At 67.1% G+C, this 16397-nt stretch carries 15 protein-coding genes; 8 read left to right on the top strand and 7 right to left on the bottom strand.

Translation table 11 applies throughout. The features are described 5' to 3' along the window. Positions 1-36: 36 nt before the first annotated feature. On the top strand, positions 37-441 hold the full coding sequence (locus tag OG394_RS28235) for a hypothetical protein (RefSeq protein ID WP_328990134.1): 405 nt from the start codon (positions 37-39) through the stop codon (positions 439-441). Beyond that, entirely contained in the window at positions 438-1538 is a 1101-nt protein-coding gene (locus OG394_RS28230) for a methyltransferase domain-containing protein (protein ID WP_328990133.1), read from the top strand. Before OG394_RS28235 ends, OG394_RS28230 begins: the two co-directional genes overlap by 4 nt. On the opposite strand, the gene OG394_RS28225 is transcribed toward OG394_RS28230, so the two are convergent. The 3 genes from OG394_RS28225 to OG394_RS28215 are packed head-to-tail and all read right to left on the bottom strand — an operon-like array spanning position 1528 to position 4601. Next, positions 1528-2364, bottom strand: a complete 837-nt coding sequence (locus tag OG394_RS28225) for a carbohydrate ABC transporter permease (protein ID WP_328990131.1) — start codon at positions 2362-2364, stop codon at positions 1528-1530. The genes OG394_RS28230 and OG394_RS28225 overlap by 11 nt on opposite strands. Next, the gene (locus OG394_RS28220; protein WP_328990130.1) at positions 2361-3296 is read right to left on the bottom strand and encodes a carbohydrate ABC transporter permease; all 936 of its coding nucleotides are present in this window, start codon (positions 3294-3296) and stop codon (positions 2361-2363) included. The genes OG394_RS28225 and OG394_RS28220 overlap by 4 nt, the downstream gene beginning before the upstream one ends. A 3-nt stretch (positions 3297-3299) precedes the next feature. Continuing rightward, on the bottom strand, positions 3300-4601 hold the full coding sequence (locus tag OG394_RS28215; protein ID WP_328990129.1) for an ABC transporter substrate-binding protein: 1302 nt from the start codon (positions 4599-4601) through the stop codon (positions 3300-3302). 200 nt (positions 4602-4801) lie between these two features. On the opposite strand from OG394_RS28215, the gene OG394_RS28210 reads away from it, so the two are divergent. The 3 genes from OG394_RS28210 (at position 4802) to OG394_RS28200 (ending at position 8741) form a co-directional block, all read left to right on the top strand. After that, positions 4802-5491 (top strand): FadR/GntR family transcriptional regulator, encoded by a 690-nt coding sequence (locus tag OG394_RS28210; protein ID WP_328990128.1) that lies wholly within the window; start codon positions 4802-4804, stop codon positions 5489-5491. A gap of 109 nt (positions 5492-5600) precedes the next feature. After that, on the top strand, positions 5601-7571 hold the full coding sequence (locus OG394_RS28205) for a glycosyl hydrolase family 28-related protein (protein ID WP_328990127.1): 1971 nt from the start codon (positions 5601-5603) through the stop codon (positions 7569-7571). A gap of 18 nt (positions 7572-7589) precedes the next feature. Further along, positions 7590-8741, top strand: a complete 1152-nt coding sequence (locus tag OG394_RS28200; protein WP_328990126.1) for a pyridoxal phosphate-dependent aminotransferase — start codon at positions 7590-7592, stop codon at positions 8739-8741. Positions 8742-8745: 4 nt separating this feature from the next. On the opposite strand, the gene OG394_RS28195 is transcribed toward OG394_RS28200, so the two are convergent. The 4 genes from OG394_RS28195 to clpB all read right to left on the bottom strand — a co-directional run bounded on the left by OG394_RS28195 (position 8746) and on the right by clpB (position 13506). Further along, positions 8746-9684 (bottom strand): GbsR/MarR family transcriptional regulator, encoded by a 939-nt coding sequence (locus tag OG394_RS28195; protein WP_328990125.1) that lies wholly within the window; start codon positions 9682-9684, stop codon positions 8746-8748. Positions 9685-9688: 4 nt separating this feature from the next. Further along, entirely contained in the window at positions 9689-10105 is a 417-nt protein-coding gene (locus OG394_RS28190; protein ID WP_328990124.1) for an ArsC/Spx/MgsR family protein, read from the bottom strand. Beyond that, the gene (locus OG394_RS28185; protein WP_328990123.1) at positions 10105-10659 is read right to left on the bottom strand and encodes a hypothetical protein; all 555 of its coding nucleotides are present in this window, start codon (positions 10657-10659) and stop codon (positions 10105-10107) included. Before OG394_RS28185 ends, OG394_RS28190 begins: the two co-directional genes overlap by 1 nt. A gap of 258 nt (positions 10660-10917) precedes the next feature. Beyond that, the gene (clpB, locus tag OG394_RS28180; protein ID WP_328990122.1) at positions 10918-13506 is read right to left on the bottom strand and encodes an ATP-dependent chaperone ClpB; all 2589 of its coding nucleotides are present in this window, start codon (positions 13504-13506) and stop codon (positions 10918-10920) included. A 155-nt stretch (positions 13507-13661) separates the two neighbouring features. Here clpB and OG394_RS28175 point away from each other — a divergent pair, with 155 nt between their 5' ends. The 3 genes from OG394_RS28175 to OG394_RS28165 are packed head-to-tail and all read left to right on the top strand — an operon-like array spanning position 13662 to position 16235. Next, positions 13662-14090 (top strand): hypothetical protein, encoded by a 429-nt coding sequence (locus tag OG394_RS28175; RefSeq protein WP_328990121.1) that lies wholly within the window; start codon positions 13662-13664, stop codon positions 14088-14090. A 7-nt stretch (positions 14091-14097) separates the two neighbouring features. Next, positions 14098-15141, top strand: coding sequence for a bifunctional 5,10-methylenetetrahydrofolate dehydrogenase/5,10-methenyltetrahydrofolate cyclohydrolase (locus tag OG394_RS28170; protein WP_328990120.1), 1044 nt, complete (start codon positions 14098-14100; stop codon positions 15139-15141). A 2-nt stretch (positions 15142-15143) separates the two neighbouring features. Next, positions 15144-16235: an amidase gene (locus OG394_RS28165; RefSeq protein WP_328990119.1), complete on the top strand. Its 1092-nt coding sequence runs from the start codon at positions 15144-15146 to the stop codon at positions 16233-16235. Positions 16236-16397: the final 162 nt, after the last annotated feature.

Genomic DNA, 16397 nt, shown 5'->3' with positions numbered 1-16397 from the left:
GTAGCCCTCACACCGTGAGTCGTCATCACCCACGCCTTGGCTCACTACGAGAGCGATGAACAGCTAGCGGCAGATGAGGATGCCGCCGAGGCAATCGATCCTGAAGGACCCCTGCAACTGAATGTGGTCGTCGACTATGGTCCTTGCGCGCCTGATCGTCTCCTCGAATGGCACCCCAGCTGTGTTGGCCCACGATCTGTACGACTCGTAGTCAGGTACGCCGTGGTGCGTGTGCCGGACGAGGTAGCGGGTGCGGTGCGGGTGATGATGGATCGGCTTGGGCTGGCGTTCGGTGCGTTCGACTTCATTGTGCGGCGGGACGGGCAGTGGGTGTTCATCGAGCTGAACCCGAACGGGCAATGGGCGTGGATTGAGCAGGAAGTCGGGCTGCCGATCAGTGCGGCGTTGGCGGATGTTCTGGAGAAAGGTGCGATCGGGTGAACGGGGCGATGATCGAGAGCGAGGCCGAGCGACTGCGCGATGAGCTGGTCGCGCGGCTGGTGGCGGATGGTGCGGTCACCTCGTTGGCCTGGCAGGCGGCGTTCGCGGAGGTGCCTCGTCATGTGTTCGTCCCGGTGTTCTATCGCCAGTCGCCCACTGAGCAGCCGGCGGTCGACGCGAGCACGCCCAGCGAATGGCTCGAGGGCGTCTATAGCGACCAACTGCTAGTGGTGTCGCCTGATGTGAAGTCGTCCAGTACGGTGCCGTCGCTGATGGCGGTCATGCTTGAGGCACTTGATCCGGCAGATGGCGATCGGGTGCTGGAGATCGGTACAGGCACTGGCTACAACGCTGCCCTGTTGAGCCACCGGCTCGGTGACAGGAACGTGGTCAGCGTCGACATTGCCGCCGACCTGGTGAGCGATGCGAAGAGCCGGCTTGCCTCGATCGGATACCACCCGACGCTCGGTGTCGGTGATGGCGTTGACGGCTGGCCGGGCGAAGCGCCGTACGACGGCATTATTGCTACCTGCGCGCCCGATGCCGTGCCTGGTGCGTGGCTGGGCCAAGTCCGGCCAGGCGGACGGATCGTGGCGCCCATCGCTACCGGCGTCGCGGTGATCGACGTCGCTCCCGGCAGGAAAGGGATGGGGCGGTTCCTGCCGGGAGGGGCGTACTTCATGCCGCTGCGCGCGACACCGGGACAAGTCGACCTCGGTAGCCAAATCGCTGACATCACCTCGGCCATCGCCCCAGTGCGAACAACGGATCTCGGCGAGACGATCTGGTTCGACGATGACTTCCAGTTCGTCTTGTCCGCGGCTCTGCCAGGTCTGCGATTCCTGACCAAACTGGCCGAAAGCGGGATCACGATCTTCACCGACGCGGACGGCTCGTGGGCCCGCCTCGACGGCGGCGCCGTCGCCCAGGGCGGACCCCAACGCTTGTGGGATGCGGTCGAGAACGCCCACCGGCAATGGGATGGCGTCGGCCGACCGACACGCGACAAGTTCAGCATCACTGTCGATGGCGGCGCCCAGCACATCCGACTTGACGGGCACGGCGTCGAGTGGCGATTGGGCCGGGTTATTCCTTGACGGCGCCTGAGGTTAGGCCTTCGACTATGTAGCGGCTGGCGAAGGCGAAGAGGACCATGGTGGGCAGGATGCTCAGGACGGCTGCGGCCGACATGGAGCCCCAGTCGATGTTGTAGCTGCTGATGAAGCCGTTGAGCGCGGCCGGGACCGTCTTGTTGCTGTCGCTGTTCAGTAGCGTGACTGAGAGGAACAGCTCGTTCCAGCAGTTCACGAAGTTGAAGATGTACGACGCCGCTATGCCCGGCGTCATCACCGGAACCAGCACGCGGAACAGCGCCGACAGACGCGAACAACCGTCGACCATGGCGGCCTCTTCGAGCGACGCCGGCACATTCTCGAAGAACCCGCGCAACATCACCGTGCACAAAGGGATCGACACCGCGACGTACACCAGCATCAGGCCCCACCGGCTGTCGACGAGGTACATCCGCGTCATCAGCACGTACAGCGCGCCAAGGGCGATGAAGCCCGGGATCATCTGCGTCACCAGGAAGGCGCCCATCACGGCACCCTTGGACCGGAACTCGAACCGCGCCAGCACGTACGCCGACAGCAGCGACACCACCGTCGCAAGGGCGGCCGCGACGGTCGACACGATCAAGCTGTTGCCCAGGTAGACCGCGAAGTTCGACTGCTCGAATAGGCCGGTGTAGTTGTCCAGCGACCACTTCTCCGGCCAGTATCGCAGCGGGTAGGCGAAGATCGTGCCCGGATCCTTGAACGACGTGACCAGGATCCAGTACAGCGGGAAGACCGTGATCAGCAGGCACAGCCCGAGCCCGGCGTACTTGACGATCCGGCCCGCGATCGACTCGTGCCGGATCATGCGGCGGCCACCTTTCTGGGACGCTTGACCTCGCGAGGGCGGATGGCCATCAGATAGAAGACCGCGAAGACCATCAGGACGAAGACCACCATCAGACCCATCGCCGAAGCGCGGCCGTAGTCGCCTTCCTGCGTCACCTGGATCATGTACGACGTGACGATGTGCGTCTCGTTCGCGGGACCACCGCCGGTCATGCCGAAGATCAGCTCGGGCGAGTTGAAGATCCAGATCACCCGCAGCAACACGGTCAGCGCGAGCGTCGTCCGGATCGACGGGATGGTGATGCTGAACAACGTGCGGACCTTGCCGGCGCCATCGATCGCGGACGCCTCGTACAGCTCGTCCGGCACGGATTGCAGCGCGGCCAGGATCATGATGGCGAAGAACGTCACGCCATACCAGACGTTCGCCACGATGACCGCGATCATCGCGTAGCGGGCGTCCGCCAGCCAGGGCACGGGTGTGTCGATCAGGTGCGTCTTCATCAGCAAGTCGTTGACCACGCCGAACTCGCCGTTGAACATCCAGCGGAACAGGATGCCGATCAGGAAGCCCGACACGGCCCACGGGAAGAACACCAGCGCCTGGTACGTACCGCGGAACCGGAATTTCCGCCGCAGCCAAAGCGCCATCGTGAACCCGATGAGGAACTGCGGCACCAGCGAGCCGACCACCCAGACGATCGAGTTCCACACGGTGCCGCGGAACATCTCGTCGCCCAGGAGGGTCTGGAAGTTCTTCAGGCCCACCCACGACGTATCACTCAGGTCGTTCAGGTTGTAGTTCCTGAAGGCCATCTGGACGCCCTGAAGCAACGGGTAGAACGTGAAGAGCCCGACGAACACCAACGCCGGCAGCATGAACGCGAACAGGACCAAGCCGGTCCGGCCGGTGAAGTGCTTCCGGCCGGACACGGATTTTGTGGCGGCCATAGATCAGTTACCGGCCCACTTCTTCGTCCAGTACTCGTCCCAGCCCTTGAGGATCTCTGCCGGCTGGGCCTTCCCAGTGATCAGCTTCTGCACTTCGCTGTCGGCCTTGTTCTCCCACTCGGTAGACCAGGCGACACCGCGCGGCTGCGTCACCACGATGTACGTCTCGGGTGACTCGTTCATAGCGACGTACGACGCCCAGGGGCCGTCCTTGAAGTACGGGTCGTCCGCTGCGCTCTTGAGGATCGGTACGAGGCTGTTCTCCTTGGAGAACGTCATAGCCGCGTCACCCGACGTCAGGAACTTCACCAGCTTCACGGCCTCAGGCTTGTGCGTACTGCCCTCGGCAACACCCCAACCGGCGTTGGCCAACGGCTGCGCGGCCTTACCCGTAGGCCCGACCGGAAGCGGCGCCGTACCCCACTGGTCTTCCTTGATCGTCTTGGACTCCTTGACGGTCGCGATGACCTCCGGGTCCTGCAAGAGGAACCCAGTCGTACCGGACGTGAAGCCCTGCACCATCTCGGGATAGCCCCAGCTGACCGACGAAGGCGGCGACGCGGTCTTGAACAGGTCGACGTACATCGTGAGCGCGTCAACGGCCTTCGGCGACGAGAAGATCGTCTTGCCGTTGGTGAGCTTGAACGCGTTGTCCCGGTTGATCTCGTCGATCACGTACGCCGAGATGACCGCTACGGCGTTACCGCTCGCGCCCTTGCCGCCGCGGAAGGAGTAGCCGTACCGGTTCTTGCCCGGGTCGTTGATCTTCTTCGCCTGCTCGGCCATGTCGGTCCAGCTCTTCGGCGGACCGGCGAACCCGGCCTGCTGCGACAGGTCCTTCCGGTAGAACAAGGAGAGGCCGTAGAACCCGTAGGGCACCATGTACGACTTGCCGCCCTGCTGCGCCACCTTCAGCGCGTTGGCCGTCAGGGCGTCGAGGCCCTCCCAACCCTTCAGGTCCGGCGCCATGTCGTAGATCCACTTGTTGCTGGTGAACGGGCCTACAGTCGAGTCACGCACTTCCAGCACGTCTACGCCCTTGCCGGACTGCAGCATCTGCTGGATCTTCTGGTCGGCCTGGTTCGTCGGGGGCGAGATCAACTGGACCTTGATCCCCGGGTTCGCCGTCTCGAAGTCGCCGATCAGCTTCTTCAGGAGCGCCGTACGGGTCGGGTTGGTCAGACTCTCGACCATCTGCAAGGTGGTGCCGTCGGCGGCCTTCTCGGCCGGACCGGGCCCACAAGCGGTCAAGGCGACGGCCATGGCGGACAGTGCTGCGAGTAACTTCACTGGTTGGTACCGCATGGTTGTTCTCCTCCGGGTGGACGACTCACAGGGTGCGGGGGAACCCATCGGACATCTGATGAATCTGGAAGCCGTCTCAGCACACTAACCAGATTTGGGCGTCCTGGGTAGCCATGTGTTCACAAGGTGACCAATAGTGGTCTGAGGACTTACCCTCGTCGAGCTAGGTGTTCACGGGGTTCGAGAGGGAGGTGGACCGGATGGCGGCGACGGACAAGGCCCTGGCCGGCCTGCGGCAGATGATCGCGTCAGGCGCCATCGGGCCGGGCGAGCAGTTCCCGCCCGAGCCCGAGTTGTGCGACCGCCTCGGGGTATCGCGGAGCTCGCTGCGCGAGGCGGCGCGTTCGTTGGCGGCGCTCGGGGTGATCGAGTCGCGGCACGGATCCGGAACGTACGTGTCGGCGCTGGATCCGGCGGAGATCATCAGCCGGTTCTCGCTGTCGGTGGAGCTGATTCCACTGGAGGGCGTGCTGCAACTGCTCGAGGTTCGCCGGGTGCTGGAGTCGCACGCGACGGCCGCGGCAGCCGCTCGGCAGGACCCGGAGTTGGAGGCGCAGCTCGGCGCGATCCTCGACCAGCTCGAGGCGACCACCGACGCCGCGGAGATCCAGGCCCTCGATGCCGAATTCCACGGCGCGATCTGCAAGGCCGGCGGCAACCCGACCGTCACCGCCCTGACCGGCGTCATCCGCGGGCGCGGCGGTCACTACCGCATCTTCGAACCAGGCGACGAGTTCAACGCCATCAAACAAACCAGCGACCGAGGCCACCGAGCCATCCTCGCCGCCATCGCCACCCGCGACCCCGCAGCCGCCGCCACCGCCGCCTCGGCCCACATAGCCCAAACCGAACTCTGGCTCCGAGCCCTACGCCCAGAACCCAAGATCTGAACTTCTTGCGCGACCTCTGTCGAGATCTTGCGCGGGGATGTTGGGATGCGTAGGGTCCGGGAGGCGGGCGTGAGTGCGCGCCGCCTTGAGTGTGAGGGATGGGCCGCCCATGTCCCGGAGCCGTCGGATTGCCGTTGTCGCGGTGTTCGCGATGACCGTTGTGAGCAGTGTCGCCACCACCGCGTCGGCCAATGAGGCGGCGCCCGTCATCACCAGGGCAGGGCTGGACCCGGCACTGGTGGAAGGACGCGGCGCCACCGTCGCGTTTCTTGAGCAAGAGGCCGAGAACGCGGTCACCAACGGCCAGCGGATCGGCCCGAGTCGGGAGGCGTACACGCTGCCCGCGGAGGCATCTGGTCGTACGGCGGTGAGGCTCGCCGAGGCGGGGCAGTACGTCGAGTTCAGGCTTTCGCGGCCGGCGAACGCGTTGACCTTGCGCTACAGCATCCCGGACGCCGTTGGAGGCGGCGGGATCACGGCACCGCTCGACGTACTCATAAACGGCAAGAACCGGCACACGATGACGCTGACCTCGGAATTTGCCTGGCTGTACGGGATGTACCCGTTCTCGAACGACCCGAATGTCAATCCGCATCCGGGCTGGTGGAAGCCCGAGCCGGATCCGGTCGCGAAGCCGTTCCGGCCGAACCACTTCTACGACGAGCAGCGTCTGCTGCTCGGCAAGACGTACCAGGCGGGCGACCGGATCCGGTTCAAGGTCCCGGCGAATTCGCCGGCCGACTGGTACGTCCTCGACCTGGCCGACTTCGAGCTTGCGAAGGCACCGGCGAAACAGCCGCGGAACTCGCTTTCCGTGGTGACGTTCGGCGCCGACCCGACCGGCCGTCGCGACGCGGCACCCGCGATCGAACGCACCATCGCGGTCGCGAAAGCCCTTAAAATGAAGGTGTTCATCCCCGCCGGCACGTTCCAGGTCAACCGGCACATCGTCGTCGACAGGGTGACGATCCAGGGCGCCGGCAACTGGTGGACCATCATCAAGGGCAAGGTGCTGCCACTCCCGGCACCCGCCCCCGACAAGTCGATCCACAGCGCGCCCGGCTTCTACGGCAAGTACGCCGACGCGGGCGGCAGCACCAACGTGCACCTGTCGGACTTCGCGATCGAGAGTGACGTGCGCGAGCGAATCGACACCGACCAGGTGAACGGTATCGGTGGCGCGATCGGCGGCGGCTCGACCATCGAAAGGCTGTACATCCGGCACACCAAGGTCGGGATCTGGCTGGACGGGCCGATGAGCGGGCTGACCATCCGCGACAACCTCATCGTCGACTCGATCGCGGACGGGATGAACCTGCACCTCGGCGTCTCGCACGTCCGCGCGACCAACAACTTCGTCCGCAACAGTGGTGACGACGGCCTGGCCATGTGGTCCGAGGCTAACGAGCAGGGCCTGGTCAACCACGACAACGTCTACGACCACAACACGGTCCAGACCCCGGTGCTGGCCAACAACATCGCCATTTACGGCGGCCGGGACAACGCCGTCACGGACAACCTGGTGGCGGACCCGATCCGCGAGGGCAGCACGCTGCAGGCCGGGTCGCGGTTCAACTCGACGCCGTTCGAGGGCAAGCTGGTCTTCGCGCGCAACACCACGGTTCGCGGCGGACCGCGCGATCTGAACTGGAACATCGGGCTCGGCGCGATCTGGCTCTACGCGCTCCAGTCGGATATGGAGGCCCGGATCGAGATCACGGATTCGAGCTTCCTCGACTCGACGTACAACGCGTTCATGTTCGTGGTCGACTGGCCGGTCAAGGACCAGTACGAGGTGACCAACGTCGTCGTACGCAACGTCAAGGTCGACGGCACCGGCACGAACGTCGTCAACGCCCGCGTAGGTGGTTGGGCCAGCTTCGAGAACGTAGACGCGCGTAACGTCGGCGCGCCCTTCGTCAATAACTGCGGCACCTTCCAGTTCGACGGCACGCCCGAGTTCGACGTACGGCTGATCGGTGACAGCAATGACGGCAACTGGACGACAGGTGCGACCGGGCCGACCCTCTGCGACGACCGGCCGGTAGTGGTTCCTGCCCCACCCCCTAGTCCCTGGTAATGCCCTAGGGTCGAGGGCATGCGTGAAATGGCTAAGCGTCTGCATGGTCTCGGCACCACGATCTTCGCGGAGATGTCCGCCCTGGCCGTGCGTACCGGCTCGGTCAATCTCGGCCAGGGTTTTCCCGACACGGACGGCCCGGACTCGATCCTGGAGGACGCGATCCGGGCGATCCGCGGTGGCGCCAACCAGTACCCACCGGGTCGGGGAATCCCCGCACTGCGTCTGGCGATCGCTGCGCACCAGGACCGGTTCTACGGGCTGAAGTACGACCCGGACACGCAGGTCCTGGTGACGACTGGTGCCACCGAAGCGATCGCTGCCGCGCTACTGGCGTACGTCGAGCCTGGGGACGAGGTAATCGCCCTCGAGCCGTACTACGACTCGTACGCGGCGTGTATCGCCATGGCCGGCGGCAAGCGCGTCCCGGTGACACTGCGCGCGCCTGACTTCCGGCTGGACCTGGACGAGCTTCGGGCGGCCGTGACGGACCGTACAACGGTGTTGCTGATCAACTCACCGCACAACCCGACGGGCACGGTCCTCACCGACGACGAGCTGCGCGGGATCGCCGAACTGGCCGTCGAGCGCGACCTGGTCGTCATCACCGACGAGGTCTACGAGCACCTGGTCTTCGACGGCGGCCGGCACATCCCGCTCGCGTCGTACGACGGCATGGCGGAGCGCACGGTCAGCATCGGCAGTGCCGGCAAGACCTTCTCGGTGACTGGCTGGAAGATCGGCTGGGTGACGGGTACGCCCGAGGTAGTGACGGCGGTGACCACGGCCAAGCAGTTCCTCACGTACGTCTCGGGCGGTCCGTTCCAGCCTGCGATCGCCGGAGCTCTTGCCCTGGGCAACGACTACTTCGACGGGTTTCGCGCCACCATGCAGGGCAAACGCGATCGCCTCTGCGACGGTCTGACCGGGTTGGGGTTCGAGGTGTTCAAACCCCAAGGCACGTACTTCGTGACGACCGACGTCCGACCCCTCGGGTTCAGCGACGGCATCGAGTTCTGCCGCATGCTGCCCGAGAAGACCGGCGTCGTCGCCATCCCGCACCAGGTCTTCTACGACAACGTCGAAGCCGGAAGGCCCTTGGTCCGTTGGGCTTTCTGCAAGCAGGACGAGGTCATCGACGAGGCCCTGTCCCGCTTGGCCAAGCTCTAGGCGATCAGCTGTCGCGAAGGGCAGCGCGCTGTACGTCGCTGAGGCGTTCGGGCCGGACGTCGATCGCATACGCGCCGGATTCCGTACGCCGCAGCGCGATCGGGTCGATCAGGTCCGGGGTGTAGTCGGCGTCCCGCAGGGCCCGAGTAACCCGCTCGTCCGGCCAATCCAGCGCGGTGGCCAGTTCCGCCGTACTGCGTGGTCTGCCGGCGTGGATCAGCGCGGCGGTCACGGTGAGGGCGTCGTTGATCGCGGCCTCGGTCGGACCGCCGGCCATGTCCTCGCTGAGGCGGCCGATGAACTGGCGCATCTCCTCGAGCCTTACGCCGGCAGGGGTTTCGGCGCCGAAAACCTCGACGCCAAGCTCGGCGGTATCGGCCCACATCGCGTTCTGCCGGGCGCTGACCTGCCAAGTCCGGAGCCACACGTCGTCGTAGATCACGTATTTCTCGCGCCTGCGGCCGGGATCGGGCTCGCGATGGATCAGCTCCAGCCCTTCCAGGTAGCCGATCGCGTTCGAGATCGAGGCAGGGCTGACCCGCAGGCGCTCGACCAGGTCCGCGGAGGTGAGACTGCCCGCGTCCGTGGTGAACAGGCACGACAGCACCCGGGCCGCCATTCGCGGCATGCCGGTCTGCACCATCAGCGCGGCTAGCTGTTCCTGGAAATCCTGTGCTGCTTGGGGATTCCGCCCGTAGCCGGGCTCGACGACTGTGGTTGCCGTCGGCAACTGGCTTGTCTTGGTACGACGTGCGCGCTGTTCCGTGGCCCGGTGTGCGCGATCGGCCTGGTAGTCGCCAGGGCCGCCGTTCCGGGCGACCTCGCGGCTGATCGTGGAGGTCGGTCGGCCTAGCTCGCGCGCGATCTCGGAATACCCGAGGCCGTCCGCCAGCAGAGCCGCGATGCGCTGGCGATCGGGCCGGCTCAGCCTGCCGCCGGGCATCCGCTCACCGCGGACCAGGCCGGAAGATCGGCGGCGCAATCGCAACCCCAGCGCCGTCCCCGTCGCCAGGTCCTGAGAGGAACGGGCTGAGCGCCTCGGGCGTGCGGGCGATGGCGGTGGTGCCGTCGTCGGCGGTGATGATCGGGCGCTGGATGTGCTTCGGATTGGCCGCGAGCAGCTCCAGCCAGGCCTGCCGATTCGCCTCATCGCGCGGCAATGCCTTGATCGCGTCGGCGGCAGGGCCATCGGGCCGGGCGACGTGCCACGGCTCCAGGCCGAGCCGCTCGACCACGGCCGCGAGCTCGGCGGCGGTCGGCGGATCGTCCAGATAGCGGCGAACCGTATAAGCGATGCCGGCCTCGTCGAGCGCGGCCGTGGCGGCCCGGCACTTAGAGCAGGCGGGATTGACCCAGATCTCCATCAGCGCCTGACCCCGAACCAGTCCTTCGTCGGCTGCTGCGTCATCATCACCAGGATGCCGACGTGCAACGCGATCCCGATGATGCTGGCCGGCAGGGACAAGATCCCACCCAGCACGCCGAGTGAGGCGACCACCATCAGCATGATCCGGGCCCAGCGCGCCCGCCGGTGCAGGAAGATCGCGGGCACGATGTAGATCAACCCGCAGATCGCGAACACCAGCGGCAGAATGCCCTCGGCCTCCGGCTGCCCCAGCGTCTCGGCCATCCCGGCACCCGCGGTGGTCATCGACACCAGCGCGCCCAGCAGCGACATCACCCCGAGCACGACCGAGATGATCGACGCGACAACGACCTGCCGCGGCGGCTTACGCGCGACCTGCCCGCCCGGCCAACCCGCCTGCTGCCCCGGCGCCGGCCACCCCGGCTGCCCACCGGGCCCACCAAAACCGCCAGGTCCACCAGGTCCGCCAGGTCCGCCAGGTCCGCCAAAGCCACCGTGCCCGCCATAACCACCAGGCGCCCCAAACCCACCGGGCGCACCAGAGCCAGGCACCGGCCCATCAGCGGGCCCGCCGCCACCAGGCGCGAACGGCTGAGCCCCGGGATACGCCTCACCATGGCCAGGCGTGCCGGAACCACCGGCCGGGGCAGCACCACCAGCCGCGCCGGGTCCGAAGACGCCGGAACCTTGATAAGGTCCCGGCCGCTCCGGCGGCGGCTGGCTGGACTCGGGTGGACCGTGCTGGTCACTCATGAAGCGTCTGTCCTTCCAAAGGACACGAGTTGTGCCCTCTCCGACGATGATCCCAGATCAACCCTGAGCGGCTTGGACATCAAGGGCGTCCTTGCCCTCATTCAGGCTGACCTTGACCGTGTCGCCATCGCGAATCGTTCCGGCCAGCAGACCGCGGGCCAGCTCGTCACCAATGGCCGACTGCACCAGCCGCCGCAGCGGCCGCGCGCCGTACACCGGGTCATAGCCGGTCAGAGCCAGCCACTCCATCGCACCCTCCTCGACGTCCAACGTGATCCGGCGATCGGCCAGCCGACGCTGCAGCGCCTTGATCTGCAGGCCGACGATCTGCGTCAGCTCCTCGCTGCCGAGCGCGTCGAACAGCACGATCTCGTCCAGCCGGTTGATGAACTCAGGCTTGAACGACTGCCGCACCACCGTCATCACCTGGTCACGTTTGACGTTGTCGTCGAGCGACATATCGGCCAGGTACGACGAGCCGAGATTGCTGGTCAGGATCAGGATGACGTTGCGGAAGTCGACCGTCCGCCCCTGCCCATCGGTCAGCCGGCCGTCGTCGAGGACCTGCAGCAGGATGTCGAAGACCTCGGGATGCGCCTTCTCCACCTCGTCCAGCAGGATCACCGAGTACGGACGCCGCCGCACGGCCTCCGTCAGCTGGCCACCTTCCTCGTAACCGACATAACCCGGAGGCGCACCGACAAGCCTCGACACGCTGTGCTTCTCGCCGTACTCCGACATGTCGATCCGGACCATCGCCCGCTCGTCGTCGAAGAGGAAGTCCGCCAGAGCCTTGGCCAGTTCGGTCTTACCGACACCGGTCGGACCGAGGAACAGGAAGCTGCCGGTCGGGCGATCCGGGTCGGAAATGCCCGCGCGCGCCCGTCGTACGGCGTCGCTGACGGCCTTGACCGCGGTCCGCTGGCCGATCAGCCGGGAGGCCAGTTCGTCCTCCATCCGGAGCAGCTTGCCGGTCTCGCCCTCGAGCAGCCGGCCGGTCGGAATACCCGTCCACATCGCGATCACCTCGGCGATCTCGGTCGGGCTGACCTCGTCGTGCACCATCGCATCCGGGCCTGCTTCCACCGGCTCGGCGGTGGCCAGGGCTTCAAGCTCTTTGCTCAGCTCGGGCAGCTCGCCGTACAGGATGCGGGCAGCCGTCTCGAGGTCGCCATCGCGCTGGGCCCGCTCGGCCTGACCGCGCAGCTCGTCGATGCGCTCCTTGACCTCACCGACCCGGTTCAGCCCGGACTTCTCCTTCTCCCACCGGGCTTCCAGCGCCCGCAGCTCTTCCTCGCGATCGGCCAGATCCGCGCGCAACCGGGCCAGCCGGTCCCGGCTGGACGGGTCTTCCTCGCGGGACAGCGCGAGCTCCTCCATCTTCAGCCGGTCGACGCTACGCCGCAGCGAGTCGATCTCGACCGGGGACGAGTCGATCTCCATCCGCAGCCGCGAGGCCGCCTCGTCGACCAGGTCGATCGCCTTGTCGGGCAGCTGGCGACCGCTGATGTAGCGGTTCGACAGGATCGCGGCGGCGACCAGGGCCGAGTCGGAGATGGCGACCTTGTGGTGCGCCTCGTAGCGCTCCTTCAGACCGCGCAGGATCGCGATCGAGTCCTCCACGCTGGGCTCACCGACGAAGACCTGCTGGAACCGCCGCTCCAGGGCCGGGTCCTTCTCGATCCGGGTCCGGTACTCGTCGAGCGTGGTGGCGCCGATCATGCGCAGCTCACCACGGGCCAGCATCGGCTTCAGCATGTTGCCGGCGTCCATCGCGCCTTCGCCGGACGCGCCCGCGCCGACGACCGTGTGCAGCTCGTCGATGAACGTGATGATCTGGCCGTTCGACTCCTTGATCTCGGTCAGTACGGCCTTCAGGCGCTCCTCGAACTCGCCGCGATACTTCGCGCCGGCGACCATCGCGCCGAGGTCGAGGCTGATCAACCGGCGACCCCGCAGCGATTCCGGCACATCGCCCGCGATTATCCGCTGCGCGAGGCCTTCCACCACGGCGGTCTTACCCACGCCGGGCTCACCGATCAGGACCGGGTTGTTCTTGGTACGACGCGACAGCACCTGCACCACGCGACGGATCTCGGAGTCCCGCCCGATCACCGGGTCGAGCTTGCCGTCGCGAGCGCGCTCGGTCAGGTCGACGCCGTACTTCTCCAGGGTCTTGGTGGTGCCCTCGGCCTCCGGCGACGTGATCCGCCGGTTGCCGCGGGCGTCGTCGAACGCCTTCAGCAGCGCGTCCGCGGTCACGTCCAGCGCGGACTTGGCCGGGCCATCGACGGTCGCGAGCGAGATCAGCAGGTGCTCGGTCGAGATGAACTCGTCGCCGAGCCCGAGCGCACGCTGCTCGGCCTGGTTCAGCACGTCGCTGGTCTTCGGGGACAGGCTCGGCGCCTGCACGCTGCCGCCACTGGTCCTCGGCAGACGCGCGAGCTGCTCGGCCGTCCGGCGCCGGATGGCGTCCAGATCCGCGCCGGCCGCCTCGAGCAGGCCGACGGTGGTCCCCTCGGGCTGCGCCAGCAGGGCGGAGAGCAGGTGAATCGGCTCCACGGTCGGGTTACCCGCCGAGGAGGTCTGACGGATCGCCACCGACAGGGTTTCCCGGGCAAGCGTCGTCAACCGCTGAACATCCATCTGTACATCCGGCCTTTCCGTGAAGTGCTAAGGACACTTGGAATAACGTACCCAAGGTTGAGTCCATTCCACTCAACTCTGCCAGATCCACTCAAGCGCGGACCCGCTCAGCCGGTACTCTCGGGGCGACAGACTTGCGCCTAGGAGGGCCCTGAGTGAGCGAGAATATTCCGTCCGCCATCATCCGCTGGCCGCATTCCGCCGGAGGTTCGGCGTACTGCCTGGGCCGCTTGGTCCAGCGTCCGTCGGCCGCGCCGGTGATCGTGCTGACCGAACTGGCGGGCAACCCCGACGTGCTCGGGCTCAGCGCCGACTTCGGCGGGGCCGCCACCGCGGCGTACCGGCAACTCGGCGACGGGATCGACCCGCTGTCGATCGTCTGGGTGGCGCAGCACGGGGAGTTCTCGTCGTACGACGCGGCGGGTGCGCCCGAGACGCTGACCGAGGTCACCGTGCGATTCGACGGGCAGCGCTTCAGCTGCGACCTGACCGACCTACGGCTGCTCCCGTTCGCGGAGGCCGAAGCCTGGCAGCAGGCGCTGGGGCTTCAGCCGGTGGCCGCCGTCCTCGCCACGGTCGCCTGAGGCCGGGATGACACTGCCAGCCACCCGCGCATTGTCCGGAGGCGCCGTCCTGAAGTCGGTCCGCGCCGACCTAGCGCCGCACCGGGCCGTCATCGAGCCGCAGAACAAGAGGGTCTCGGTGATCCGCTTCTCCGCGCAGGAGACCGATCCCCAACTGTGGCAGCACCGGATGGAGGCCTCGCGGGTCTCGGCCGAGCAGAAGGTGAAGGCCTTCTCCCACCTCGGGTACCAGGTCGACCACGAGGTGCTGCCCGGCGGCACCAGCGCGGCGGACTTCGCCCGGCTGATCGACGAACGCAGTGCCGATCCCAATACGTCGGCGATCATCGTGCAGTATCCGCCGCCCCCGCACCTCGCGCCGATGGTGCAGCGGATGGCGCCGGAGAAGGACATCGACGGCCTGCTGGGCGAGCGCTCCCAGCAGCAGGCGTGCGCGACCGCCGAAGGCATCGCCCGCGTGGTCCGCCCGTTCGCCCAGGACAACCCGAGCATCGCCGTCATCGGCGGCAAGGGATTCGTCGGCAGCGGGGTCGTACGCCTGCTGGAGCAGGACGGCCTGCGGGTCACCAGCCTGGACGCGGGCGACGACCTGCGCCAGGCGCGCAACGCGGACATCATCGTCTCCGCCACCGGCAATCCGCACGTACTCACCAACGACGTGGTCCAGCCCCATCACCGGCTCGTGGTCGACTCGGGCTTCATGCCGCAGGCCGACGGCAGCATCGCCGGCGACGTCCACCCCTCGGCTCAGAACGTCCCGCAGTACATCACCCCGGTGCCCGGCGGCATCGGCCCGGTAGAGATGGCCGTACTGATGGACCGGGCCGTCAAGATGGACTCCGATCCCAACCACACTCCGTGGACCTGCCAGCCCGTTCCCTATCTGGACAAGGGGCAGGTGGCCGCGATGGAGAGTATGCCGTCGGCCACGGCCAGTGCCTCCCGAGGCGTCGACGGCCGCGCAGCCGATGGCAGCAAGCCGGAGAGCATGCAACACCGCGCGCCCACCCAGACCAGCGCGTCCCGGGACGCCCAGGGTCCGTCGGTCTGACCATGCTCGACGAGGTCTACCCGCAGCTGAGCGCCGTGGCGATCGGCCGCGGGGTAGCCACCGGCGAACTGTCGGCCGCCGAGGTCATCGAGGCCGCGCTTCGGCGGATCGCCCTGGTCGACGACACCGTCCGCGCTTTTCGTGAAGTGTGGGCGGACGAGGCTCGGGCCACTGCCCGTGAGATCGACCGGCGCCGCTCCTCGCTTCCGCTGGCCGGCGTGCCGGTGGCGTTGAAGGGCACGGAGGGTACGACGTCGGAGCAGGCGCAACGGCTTGTGGCCGCCGGTTGCGTGCCGGTCGGACTCACCTCGACGCCCGGCCCGGGGACCGACTGGCAGACCTGGGGGTGGACCGATCGCGGCCCGACCCTGAATCCGTGGGACCACGAGCTTGTCCCGGGCGGCTCCTCGGCCGGGTCGGCCGTGGCGGTGGCGACCTCGATGGTCCCGCTGGCCACCGGCAGCGACGGCGCCGGGTCGATCCGGATCCCCGCGGCCTGGTGCGGCGTGCTCGGGCTCAAGCTCGGCAACGGTCGCGTGCCTGCCCGGGATCGCGCGGGGCTGAACGCCGGCGGCGCGTTCGCCCGGCACCCCGAGGACCTCACGGCGTACTTCGAGGCCGTGGTCGGGCCGGTTCCCGTTGTCGGGAAGCCATTGCGGGTGATGTGGTCGGAGGACCTGGGGTTCGCGACGACCTCGCCGGAGGTTGCCGCGGCGGCTCGCGACGAGCTGAATCGGCTGGTCGCGAAGGGTGTGCTGGAGGTGGTTCCCGGTGAGGTCGAGCTGGCGGATCCGGCATCGGTCTGGACCTCGCTACGAGAGGGCGGCGGGGATAGCAGAAGCCTCAATGACGAGAGGTTGCGACGGATCTTCGAGACCGTGGAGCTGATTGCGACGCCGACAACGCCCAACCGGGCGCACGGCCACGACGGTCCCGGCGAGACCTACAGCGTGGCACTGACGTGGGCATTCAACCTCAGCGGCCATCCCGCGATCAGCATGCCCGCGGGCCTCCTCGACGGCGTACCAACCGCTCTTCAACTGGTAGCAGCGCATGAGAACGAGGCAGCCCTGCTGATGGTCGTCCGCAACTGACGACAGCTTCCTTTCTTTGTCGCGAGTGGTCACATCTGGTCCGCTCGGCGGTCCGGCAGAGGTCGGCGTGATGGACCAGATGTGACCACTCGCGACAAAGAAAGGCGGGATGGAGAACCTGATGGGGCGTTGGTGGCGTCTTCTGTTTGGAACCACCTTCGT

It is taken from the genome of Kribbella sp. NBC_01245, from assembly GCF_036226525.1.
In the GTDB taxonomy this organism is placed as follows: domain Bacteria; phylum Actinomycetota; class Actinomycetes; order Propionibacteriales; family Kribbellaceae; genus Kribbella.
The sequence above is the reverse complement of the archived record's forward strand: the minus strand, read 5'-3'. Positions and strand labels throughout refer to the sequence as shown.